Source organism: Microcoleus sp. Pol12B5, from assembly GCF_036701335.1.
Classification (GTDB): Bacteria; Cyanobacteriota; Cyanobacteriia; order Cyanobacteriales; family Microcoleaceae; genus Microcoleus.
In genome coordinates, this window is sequence record NZ_JAUBQQ010000042.1 from 39,465 (window position 1) to 50,698 (window position 11,234).

An 11,234-nucleotide genomic window follows, 5' to 3' on the forward strand; every position below is an offset into this window, starting at 1 on the left:
GTCTTCCATACTTAGTATGCTCAAATATAGCAATCCTTGTAGGATTGGTGAATAAGATTTAAAGGAAACGCTCTTAACGCAGACCAAGAGAATAGAAAAGAAAAAAAGTTCGCAAGTGAGAATTTAAGGCTTGACAAATGTGCTGATCGCCATTGTATACTGGCATCGCAATGCTAACCTTCGGCTGGTTGTCTGTCGGCATGGGTTGCTCTGTTTTATTTTACGATCAACTAATCAGGAATTTTAGACAAAGTGATCGATCGCGCCAACCACGACTTCTTGAAGCTGCTACCGCCGGATGCTAAAGTCATTGTTGAAATTGGCTGCGGTACGGGATCGACGGGCGAACAGTACAAGCTGATCAATCCCCATTGTCAGTATATTGGCATTGAATGCGATCGAGAAAAAGCGAAAATAGCAGTCGATCGGCTAAACTGGGTGACAGCAGCCGATATTGAAGAAATTGCCCTCGAAAGTCTCGACATCGCCCCAGGAACCGTCGATTGCTTAATTTTCGGCGACTTGCTACCCTATCTGAAAAATCCCTGGGAAGTCCTCAAGCAGTACAGTGGTTTGCTGAATCCAGAGGGGCAAATTCTCGCCAGAATCCCTAATGTTCAATACTGGCGGCGAATTGTCAATCTGCTGCGGGGACAGTGGGAGAATCCCGACAGCAAGATGCAGCACTGGTTTACTCTAGAAAGTATTAAATCACTATTTGCTCAAGCCGGATTGCAGGTTTACGAATTTCAAGGGAAGGGACACAAAACCGAAAATTTTGTCCACTTTCAAGAATTACTGCATCCCATGGTAAAGGCTTTAGAGCTAACATCGAGCAGCTTTGCTACGGAAACCGGTGCTGAACATTATATCGTGCGATCGACAAAATCGACCGTACCTACGCGCAGACTGCTGATTCAGACTATCATTATGGCTCCTACAGGGTGCGATCGTGTGCGAGTTTTGGAACCGGACAAATTTAGCGCTACAATTCCCGGTGTCCGCACCGTATCCGGCGTGAAAACAGCAGGATTAATCCCCCCCCTGCCGGAAGAAGAAAAAGTCTTCATTTGGCAGCGGACAATCATGCAATATCCCGCCTACATTCCCCAACTAAAAGAACTGTTGCAACAAGGCTATTTAATAGTAGCTGAAATTGACGACAATCCCATCCGTCGCCGCGAATACGCCGACAATAACTACCTCAGCTATCGCGGCTGTCACTGCGTTCAAACTTCTACAGAACCGCTAGCAAAAATTTTGCGGCACTACAATCCCAATGTTGCCGTATTTCCCAATCAATTAGCCTATCTACCTCCGCCGCGAACTTATCTCACAGAAGATACAGTCACAATCTTTTTTGGTGCGCTCAACCGTGAAAAAGATTGGCAGCCGATTATGGCAACACTAAATCGAGTTTTAGTTGCACACAAGCACCGAATTAGAGTTAAAGTAATCCACGATCGCCGATTTTTTGAATCCTTGAAAATACAGCAAAAAGAATTTGAACCCTTTTGCAGTTACGAACGGTACCAAGAAATCATGTACAGTTGCGATATAGCTTTGCTGCCGCTTGTTTCCAACCCGGTTAACGAAACGAAATCTGACTTAAAATTTATTGAATGTGCAGCGCGGGGAGTAGCGGTACTGGCAAGTCCCACTGTGTACGAACATTCGATAGTCGAAGGTGAAACAGGATTGATTTATAGATATGAAAAAGAGTTTGAAACCAAACTAAATTCGCTGATTTCAGACACTTCTATGCGCCGGAAAATAGCCGCGAATGCTTACGAATGGGTGCGGGACAACCGCTTGCTGCGTGGGCACTACCGGCAGCGGCGAGATTGGTACTTACAGATGCGGGACGAGTTGCCACGTTTAAATGCTGAGTTGCGCGATCGCCTGCCGGAGTTATTTGGTGACTAAGTGCGGTAAGATTTATAGGGTTATTGTGCGATCGTTCTGTTTTATTGTTTAATTTCTAATTGTTACTCCACACCAATGCGAATTCTATTCACTATTGCTCACTTTTACAATCCCAGCGGCGACGGGAAACACGCTTCCCAGCGAAATGATCCGCAACCACGACTAAATGCTTTAACCGCTTGCGTGACCTCGCTGCAAGCTTTGTACGGCAAATCTCAGTCCATGATTGACATTAGCGAATGTGCAACTATCCCCGCAAATCAATCTCAACAGCACGAAATTGACATTGTTGTTTGCACTACTCAAGGTTATCATCTGTTGCCTCAACTCCCTGTGCAGCCCAGATGTTTTATGCACCACGCTACAAAATGCGAACCGCTGCTGTTGGGGTTTGAGTGTCAAGCAGTTTTGCGAGCGTGTCTTAACAAATACGATTATTTCTGTTATTTGGAAGATGATTTAGTGCTGCATGATCCATGGTTTTTTAGTAAATTAAAGTGGTTTACGCATCACGGGGGAAATGGGAATTTGCTGCAACCTAATCGCTATGAAATAGCGCCTAAAGGCGCGGTTTTTAAAGCATATGTTGATGGTGATTTAGCAGACTCAGCGACTTCTCCGTTTCAAAATGTAGAGGAGCAGCGGCAGTTAATGGGAAAAATCATGGAACAAACAGTCGCTTTTGAGCGGGCCTTAAATCCTCATTCCGGCTGCTATTTTTTGAATGCGGAACAGATGGCACATTGGGCTAAGCAGTCTCATTTTTTGGATAGAGATACTAGCTTTATCGGCCCGCTGGAAAGCGCGGCGACTTTAGGGATTATGCGAACTTTTAGAGTTTACAAGTCAACTCCTTCCTATGCTAATTTTTTGGAGGTTCAACATTTTGGAACGAGTTTTCTGAACTTGATTGGTAATAAGGTGAGGGTGGCGGAATAAGGATGAGTTAAGATATTCATGTAAGCTGCAATACTTGAGAGGTACCATGACCCCGGCAACCGAAAAGATTGTCCTTCCCTCTCCCTTCCCCGACCACACTCAACTGCCAGAGGAAGACGGCACTTTTGTGAAGAATTTTCAGGAGCATCCCCAGAGCATTATTTTGACTGATTCTATCGGGTCGGTATTGCAAGGGCTTCATCCCGATGGGCAATATGCTATAGGGCAAGACTGTGGCATCTACTGGCGAGAAACTGACCCGCTTGAAAAGGGAGCAGAAGCTCCAGACTGGTTCTATGTGCCGAATGTGCCACCAACATTAGGAAATCAGATTCGTCGCTCTTACGTGCTGTGGCGGGAATTCATGGCTCCGATGATTGCTTTGGAGTTCGCATCGGGAGACGGTTCACAAGAGCGGGACACAACACCACTATCGTACTCAGAAGTCGAATCGGCGCCAAGACCTGGGAAGTTTTGGGTATATGAGCGGATCATGCGGATTCCGTATTATGGCATCTATGAGATCAATAGTGGCAGGCTGGAGGTTTACAGCCTGAACAATGGGTTTTACCAGCAGTTGCTTCCGAACGATCGCGCTCATTATCCGATCGCGCCAATGGGCGTAGAATTAGGACTGTGGGAAGGCAGTTATCAAAACCAGACAATTCTGTGGCTGCGGTGGTGGGATAGCGAGGGCAATTTGCTTCTGACAGGTACAGAACGAGCTTCCTTAGCAGAGCAGGCTTTGAGTGCAGAAGCCCAAGCACGGCGGGATGCCATCCCTCGGTTGTTGGCAATGGGATTGAATACACAGCAAGTGGCAGAAGCACTGAGTTTATCAGTAGAGGAAGTTAGCCAGCATTCACAATCTTAATGTCGCTTTTTATTAATAAGAAGTCAAAACATCGCCGATTTTAACATTGCCGCTGTTGATAATTTTGGCTAAAACTCCAGTTTGCGCGTGTCCGAATTCCTGTTGCAGTAAACTGAGTAGGGAAATATCCCGATCGCCCGTTTCTGGATTCACTTCTATATTGACGCAGCGGCCGATTCGTGCTGTAACTTCTATGAGCGCCGTGCCTAATTGAAACTGTTTTCCGATCAACTCAAATTCTGACCAAGCTGCCATACCTTCTAGCACAATGTTCGGGCGAAATCGGCCCACGTCAATGTTTTGAAGAGCGATTTCTGTTAATTGGTCTAATGTGGCTTGACTGAGTAAAGAGATGTGTACGGGTTCTCGATCGGGATAACGAGTTTCGCCGCTGGTGTCGCCGACTAAGTGCAAAGGTGCAAACTGCGGGTGTCTCGCTTCTTTTGTGGGTTCAATTGCAGCCAGATATTCGGTGAAAAAAGTGCCGATGCGATCGCGCCCCGCTGCTGTGTTCGTTTCTGCCGATAACACTTCCACTCCTTCACGCTTGACTGTTAAAACGGCCGTTTCCGGTTGATAATCACATTCTAAAGCTGCTAACAAAGGCCAATCGTTTTGGACAGCAAAATTTTTTTTGCTCATCCAAGGGACATTTTGGGCGGGCATCTTTGCAGCTTCCAGATTATCTGCAAACATTAAGGCAAAAGCTCGATCTCCCTTAATTCCGTGTCCTGCTGTTAAAGCAAACTCTGACATTTCTTGCGGTGTCAGCCCTTTAATTGGATAAATAAATAACTGTTTTATTGTTGCTAATGTCATATTTTTTTTAGTTTTGCTTCAATTTATAATGAACTATAGCCCCCTTAAAAAGCCGATATAGGGGGCATAAGCTATTTCACAAACCTTAATAAAATTGCTATAAAAACCCAATTAAGCTAGCAATTCATAGCGGCGGATATCTGGAGGGCCAACGGCCAAACCGTCTAATTTCTGCACGGCGTCTTGAATGTGAGTTGAACCGAGATGTAGTTCGAGCAAATCAGCACTTTCCCACTCTTCAACATAGGTAAAATCTGTGGGATCGGCTTGATTTTGCAGGAGTTCGTATTTGATGCAGCCATTTTCTTTGCGAGTTGGCTCTATAATGCTCAGCAGAAGGGATTTAAGTTCTGCTACTTTGTCGGGGAAGGCGGCAAGGCGGGCGACTACTCGCAAGGTTGTTTTGGACATAGGAGAAAAAAGTCACAGATAGGACGATCGAATTTACCGATTTTTATTTGGCAGACTCAGCAAAACACGATTTTACTTAAAATAACCTAAAGAGGTTGCTCGGTCAACGGCAGTACAATTAGTCCAGGACGCGCTCATCTCTCAGAAACCCGCTTTCTTCCTAAATTCTTCGTTACTAAGCGCAGAGCGTCGTATAAACCGGGTTTCTTGATATATTTTGGTAAATACCGCAGGAACTCAATCTTTGGGATAAAATCGCTTGTTTTCTGTAGAATATTCCCAGGCGAGATCTTCAGGGTCTTTTTCGCGGCTCCACTGAGCAAACTCCGGCTTAAGTTTCCACTTGCCGATCGTAGTTGCGTGAACTTTGAACCTGCGGGAGAGTTCCGTCTGGGTAAAAGAGATTTTGGGTTTTTGAGGAGTCTTGGTTTGAGCAAGGGGGAATAAATTTGGTTTTTTATCTTGTGCTTTTTCCCGATTTGTGGGAGGCTCTTGAACAGCTATTCCCGCATTAGCTGTTTCGCTTTGATTGACAGATGGAGCTATTTGAAAATAATACAAAATTCCGCCTTGTTCCGTCACTTCAAAATCTGCGGCAAACTCAGAAGCTCGTTCGTCGAGATACTCTTGAACTTTTTCTCCCGGCAGTTTCGCATTCATCGCCAAATCCAAAGCCGTAACTCGCCCTTGATTTTCCTTGATCAACTTATAGAAAACCGAGTCTAAATGAGCGAGTTTATGTTTTTGCTGCTGGTGGTAGAGTTTGTAAGCCCAAGCAATGCCCGCTGTGGTGGCGATCGCCCAAAACATCCTTCCCGACTCGAAACTGGCAACCGCCGTCAAGGAAATAGGCAAAAGCAGGGTAAGATATCCCCAAATGCTTCCCTTCTTTAGGTTATTGCTGTTTTTGACCATAGTTCCTAAACAGGTACGTAGTTTAGCTTAGTAGAGCGTGTCTGAATGTCGCGAAAGTTTTTCGACAGTCGATATATCGGCTAATCGCTGACGCACTCTACGACAAAATCCCAGAATCTACTTTTTTTGCAACCGAGGGTTCATGTACTTTTTTCGCAAACAGATTGCCATCCTGTTGATAGTTGTTGCTTGCTGTACGCTGACGATTAGTTGCAGCGATAGCCGAGCTGTCCAGTGTACTAAATTTACTGAAATTGTCAACAAAGGCAACGCTCTCCTTGAGGTTGATAAAGACAGCAACGATGCTGCAACGACCGACAATTTAGCTAAAAATTTGAACCTGATAGCGAATGAACTTGAGGATCTGCGAATAACAGATCCAACCCTCAAAGAAATTCAGCAGCCATCGGTTAAATCATTCCAGGAAATTAGTCAAGCACTCGGCGACATAAGCAAAAGTCTTCAGGCTGGAAATCTCGCTTCTACAAGTATAGAAGGTCGAGAGCAAATCCAAACCGCTCAAGCAGATATTATTAGAGCCGGCCAACAGGCGAATCAAGCAGCCGCAAATCAAGACGCTTTGACTAGCAAACTAATTAATTATTGTAAGGGCGATCGCTAAAGGCTAAGAGTTTTGAGTTCTGAGAGGGCCACGCGAACCCCAACACACCACGGGGGGTGAATGAATTTGAGGAATGCGTCGCCTTCACCTACTATCTACCCCTTTGCAATTACCCAATTTAGTGATGAATTTCTAGATTCAAAATATAGCGACCGAGTTGTACTTTCTCCGACCACAACTCGTATTCTAACCGCAAGTGATCCGGTTCCGGCTTTCCTGTCAGCGCCAAGTTGCGAGTGAAGTTGCGGAGTCGCAACTGTTCGGGAGTGGCCAGCGATTCGCCCTGAAGCCAATAACGGCTCAGGCCGTACATTCCTCGTTCCCAGCAGTGGCGGTAACTGTATTTGCCGTTTCCTTGCATGGTCATAATGACTCGATAGGGGGAAACTTCTAGCCAGAGCAACCGGGGTTTTGTAGTTGGGGGTAAGATTGTAACTTGCTCGGCAGATGCGTCGGAGTCGTCAGAAAATTGGCGATCGAGGATGGCTGGTTCGTGCAACAACAAGTGAAAGCGATCGCGGTCTTTTTGATAAAGCGTACCAGCGGTTTCAACAACTGACCACAATGGTAAATCTGTGGATACCAGCGATAAACTTACAGGCTTGCGGTGATGCGTCAGCATAAACAAAAGTGTAGGAGTTGTTGTGGATCGGGGGCTTTGAGATTTGAGATTTTAAGCTTTAGATTTTAGATTTTAGATTAGCTGGGTTCCAAATTCCGGAGCTTTTGCTTAAAAAAATGAAAAATCTACAACTGGCAATCGAAAATCGAAAATTGTTTAGTCACAATTCAATCATCTGGTCGATAACTCACAGCAGGAGATGAAATCTAAGCATATACACGGATAATATTGGTGAAATTAATGTGAAATTAAAGTGAAATCCGTGCCGTTGCGTCCGCACTCATGTGTCCTCGATAACTGACAGCAGAGTCTCTGGGCGAGTTTAATCAGGCTTTAAGTTAACCGGACACATTGGGAAAAAACCCGCAGGCCGTACAAAAGACGACTGACTTAGGACTGAGAAAAAGGTAGGATAGCTAACGCCATCCAATCCTAGTTTATCTCAATGCAAGCTGACATTATAACTACTACGCTTCTTGACAAAAGCCAAACTTTAAGCATTCAAAAACCGACCTCGGGCTTGTCGCTGGTGGGGAGGATTCGAGTTCCGGGCGATAAGTCAATTTCTCACCGAGCTTTGATGTTGGGTGCGATCGCCCAAGGTGAAACTACTATTGAGGGACTACTCCTAGGGGAAGACCCCCGCAGCACGGCTAAATGTTTCTCGCTCCTGGGAGCCAAAGTTTCTGAACTCAACGCGGAACGGGTGACAGTCACGGGCGTCGGAATTGGCGAGTTAGAGGAGCCTGTAGAAGTCTTGGACGCTGGCAATTCCGGCACAACGATGCGGCTGATGTTGGGAATTTTAGCTTCTCATCCGGGGCGTTTTTATGCAGTAACGGGTGACAGTTCTCTGCGATCGCGCCCGATGTCGCGCGTCATTAAACCGCTGCAACAAATGGGAGCCCAAATTTGGGGCCGAAAAAGCAATTCTTTAGCTCCTTTAGGGATACTGGGACAGCAGTTAAAACCGATTCACTACCATTCTCCGATCGCCTCGGCTCAAGTTAAATCTTGCATTTTGCTCGCCGGTTTGATGGCGGAGGGAGAAACTACAGTCACAGAACCAGCTCTGTCGCGGGATCACAGCGAACGGATGCTGCGAGCGTTTGGAGCCCAATTGAGCGTCGATCCAGAAACTTGTAGCGTGACAGTTACTGGGCCGACACAACTGCAAGGGCAGAATGTGATTGTACCGGGAGATATTAGTTCGGCGGCATTTTGGCTAGTTGCAGGGGCGATCGTCCCGGGTTCGGAACTCGTAGTCGAAAATGTCGGCGTCAACCCAACTCGTACAGGCATTTTGGAAGCTTTGGAAATGATGGGGGCCGATATTGAACTGCAAAATCAGCGAGAGGCCGCCGGAGAACCTGTAGCGGATATTTTGGTTCGCAGTTCCGGCCAATTGCGGGGATGCACCATTGCGGGCGACTTAATTCCCCGACTGATTGACGAAATCCCGATTTTGGCAGTAGCGGCGATCTTTGCGTCAGGTACTACAATAATTCGAGATGCGGCCGAGTTGCGAGTCAAAGAGAGCGATCGGCTGGCCGTGACCGCTGCCGAACTCAACCGCATGGGAGCCCAAATTTCCGAGTTACCTGACGGTTTAGAAATTACCGGGGGAACTCCTTTGACCGGTGCGGATGTTGACAGCTACACCGACCACAGAATAGCGATGAGTTTGGCGATCGCAGCGCTCAACGCCACAGGTATTACTAACATTCACCGGGCAGAAGCTGCTGCCATTTCCTACCCCGAATTTACCGCCACTTTGCAACAAGTTTGCCATCCAAATTAAGATTGGACATTGGGCATTGGGCATTGGGCATTGGGCATGGGTTGCTGGTTACTTGTTATCGGTTATTGCTATAGCCTTACAAATAACAAATAACCAATGGCTAATGACCAATGACTAATGACTTCCTCTAAGAATCTTTCCCTACAACTTGTTCTTTTAAAGAATCAATTTCCGTTAACAACTCTTGGCGATTAGAAGCCTTGAGCAGATACCGGTAAACAAACCAACCCGTATATCCCATGCCAATCAACTCAAAAATTGGAGCTACCAAAGGGACATCATTAAGAGCACCTAAAACTCCCAGCATTACCTTAATACTAATACCGCCTGCCAGAATTAAACCAACAGTTATGAGGGGCTTTTGGTAGTCAGCAAAAAAATTAGAGAGATAGGCTGGGAGTTCCGACAAAATTGTAATAACTTGGTCTTTAATATCTTGGAACTGGCTCGCCGTTGTTTCCGTGGTTGTCACTGTAGTCATTACCCCCGGTTTGTCCTCCACCAGGTCTACTGTGACGACTTCAGTAACTGTTTGTGTCTCGTCCGAAAAGTTAGCTTGTGTCATTGGATACTTCCTCCGTTGTCAGGTAAAATTGCAGGCTGTGAATTGCTGCCAGTATAATTCTCCGGCAATTAGCACAGCATTCGCGCTGCAGGGACTAATTGATGAGACTAAGGCAGAGCTTCACAAATTGCAAGCAAAAATAAGGATAAGACTTGATTGTAAACAATTCCCCTCGTTGCTAAATCGGTCTTTTGACTCATTTTTTCACTTGATCGAGGTCAATTTGATTCGGGCAAGGGCGTCCTTGTTCAAAGTCGGTGATATTGCCGATCGTGGTTTCGGCGATATTTTTCAAAGCTTCCTCGGTGAAAAAAGCTTGGTGTCCGGTAATCAGGACGTTGGGGAAAGTCAGCAAACGCTGAAATACGTCGTCTTGAATGACGTGATTTGACAAATCCTCAAAAAACAGATCCGTCTCTTGTTCGTAAACATCTAAACCGAGGTAGCCAATTATACCAGACTTCAGTGCTTTGGTGACAGCTTTAGTGTCAATCAACTGACCGCGGCTGGTATTGATCAGCATCATCCCTGGTTTCATTTGTTTGATCGCCTCTGCACCGATTAAATGGTAAGTTTCCGGTATCAGCGGACAGTGGAGGCTGACAATATCAGAAGCGGCGAAGAGTTCCGGGAGTGCGACGTATTCCATGCCTAGGGCGAGGCAATCCGGGTTTTGGTAAACATCGTATCCCAGCAGGTGACACCCGAATCCGTGCAGAATTTGGGCAGTAATTGCGCCAATTCTGCCTGTTCCGACGATTCCCACCGTTTTGCCGTGGAGATCAAAACCCAACAAGCCGTCTAGGGCGAAATTGCCTTCGCGGACGCGGTTGTAGGCCCGATGGATTCTGCGGTTGAGGGACAAAATCAGAGCGACTGCGTGTTCGGCCACTGCGTAGGGAGAATAAGCCGGAACTCGGAGGAGAGTTAGATTTAAATCCTTCGCTGCTGCTAAATCGACGTGATTGAATCCGGCGGATCTCAGGGCCAGCAAGCGAACGCCTTTTTCGGAAATGCTAAGCAGCGTTTTCGCGTCCAAGGAGTCGTTCACGAACGCGCAGACTGCCGGAAATCCAGCAGCCAAAACGCTGGTTTCCAGGTTCAGACGCGGTTCAAAAAAAACTAAATCGTGTTTGCCGCCGACATTCGCTGCTTCCAGAAATGTGCGATCGTAAGATTTGGTGCTGAATACGGCTACCTTCATGATTTTTGCCTGCAAACCCAGTAATAGTGGGAAATTCTTTCCCGATCAACTCTAAATTTTACTAGAACGCCGTTGTCCCAAACAACCAGTTTCCACGATCAATATTGAGTTTCGTAACAAGAGCCTCTCTGAAGAAACCAATTTTTTAGCTTTAGCACAACTCCTGCTTAATTTTTTGAATCTAATTGCTTAGACTGTAGTAAAGCGCGATCGTTAATTGCTAAAATTTTAGAAGCAACTCAGATGGGTAAAAAATCAAAACTATAATTTATGAAATTTTAGAAACCTCAGACTCAAGCAATTTATACAGTTTAGCAGATGATATTTTCATAACTTGTTTAATTCTGATCAACGTCGCAGCTTTCATTGCTTCTACTTCGTCCACATTGTCGCCAGAATACACATCCTTTTTGGCAAACATCGAAATTGTTTTCTCTTTAGTATTTACGATAGAATATATGTAAGGATTCAGGTGAAAAATAGTTGATTGAAAGCCGAAAAATCTGGTAATGTAGTCAGATGAGCGAAAAGCCAGA

12 protein-coding genes are annotated in these 11,234 nt (G+C 45.8%); 5 read left to right on the top strand and 7 right to left on the bottom strand.

Annotated elements, in window-relative coordinates; translation table 11 throughout:
* Positions 1–252: 252 nt before the first annotated feature.
* The 3 genes from QUA24_RS17670 (at position 253) to QUA24_RS17680 (ending at position 3,739) form a co-directional block, all read left to right on the top strand.
* On the top strand, positions 253–1,926 hold the full coding sequence (locus QUA24_RS17670) for a methyltransferase domain-containing protein (protein WP_333230974.1): 1,674 nt from the start codon (positions 253–255) through the stop codon (positions 1,924–1,926).
* Between the two features lie 75 nt (positions 1,927–2,001).
* Positions 2,002–2,865: a calcium-binding protein gene (locus QUA24_RS17675; protein ID WP_333230975.1), complete on the top strand. Its 864-nt coding sequence runs from the start codon at positions 2,002–2,004 to the stop codon at positions 2,863–2,865.
* A gap of 46 nt (positions 2,866–2,911) precedes the next feature.
* Entirely contained in the window at positions 2,912–3,739 is an 828-nt protein-coding gene (locus tag QUA24_RS17680; protein WP_333230976.1) for a Uma2 family endonuclease, read from the top strand.
* Between the two features lie 12 nt (positions 3,740–3,751).
* Here QUA24_RS17680 and QUA24_RS17685 read toward each other — a convergent pair whose 3' ends face one another.
* The 3 genes from QUA24_RS17685 to QUA24_RS17695 form a co-directional block, all read right to left on the bottom strand.
* Positions 3,752–4,558, bottom strand: coding sequence for an MOSC domain-containing protein (locus QUA24_RS17685; RefSeq protein WP_333230977.1), 807 nt, complete (start codon positions 4,556–4,558; stop codon positions 3,752–3,754).
* 111 nt (positions 4,559–4,669) lie between these two features.
* Positions 4,670–4,969, bottom strand: a complete 300-nt coding sequence (locus QUA24_RS17690) for a putative quinol monooxygenase (RefSeq protein ID WP_333230978.1) — start codon at positions 4,967–4,969, stop codon at positions 4,670–4,672.
* Positions 4,970–5,206: 237 nt separating this feature from the next.
* Positions 5,207–5,884, bottom strand: a complete 678-nt coding sequence (locus QUA24_RS17695; RefSeq protein WP_333230979.1) for a hypothetical protein — start codon at positions 5,882–5,884, stop codon at positions 5,207–5,209.
* A 142-nt stretch (positions 5,885–6,026) separates the two neighbouring features.
* On the opposite strand from QUA24_RS17695, the gene QUA24_RS17700 reads away from it, so the two are divergent.
* Positions 6,027–6,506, top strand: a complete 480-nt coding sequence (locus tag QUA24_RS17700; protein ID WP_333081267.1) for a hypothetical protein — start codon at positions 6,027–6,029, stop codon at positions 6,504–6,506.
* Between the two features lie 118 nt (positions 6,507–6,624).
* Here the strand turns inward: QUA24_RS17700 and QUA24_RS17705 are convergent, their stop codons facing one another.
* Positions 6,625–7,128 (bottom strand): hypothetical protein, encoded by a 504-nt coding sequence (locus tag QUA24_RS17705; RefSeq protein ID WP_333230980.1) that lies wholly within the window; start codon positions 7,126–7,128, stop codon positions 6,625–6,627.
* A gap of 445 nt (positions 7,129–7,573) precedes the next feature.
* On the opposite strand from QUA24_RS17705, the gene aroA reads away from it, so the two are divergent.
* Positions 7,574–8,929 (top strand): 3-phosphoshikimate 1-carboxyvinyltransferase, encoded by a 1,356-nt coding sequence (gene aroA / locus QUA24_RS17710; RefSeq protein ID WP_333230981.1) that lies wholly within the window; start codon positions 7,574–7,576, stop codon positions 8,927–8,929.
* A 127-nt stretch (positions 8,930–9,056) separates the two neighbouring features.
* Here the strand turns inward: aroA and QUA24_RS17715 are convergent, their stop codons facing one another.
* From QUA24_RS17715 to QUA24_RS17725, 3 genes are all read right to left on the bottom strand, one after another.
* Positions 9,057–9,494: a CAAD domain-containing protein gene (locus QUA24_RS17715; RefSeq protein ID WP_333230982.1), complete on the bottom strand. Its 438-nt coding sequence runs from the start codon at positions 9,492–9,494 to the stop codon at positions 9,057–9,059.
* 196 nt (positions 9,495–9,690) lie between these two features.
* Positions 9,691–10,698 carry a 2-hydroxyacid dehydrogenase gene (locus tag QUA24_RS17720; RefSeq protein ID WP_333230983.1) on the bottom strand — a complete coding sequence of 336 codons (1,008 nt, stop codon included), beginning with the start codon at positions 10,696–10,698 and terminating at the stop codon, positions 9,691–9,693.
* A 268-nt stretch (positions 10,699–10,966) separates the two neighbouring features.
* Positions 10,967–11,234: hypothetical protein (locus tag QUA24_RS17725; protein WP_333230984.1), on the bottom strand; the 268-nt coding region annotated here is incomplete at its 5' end.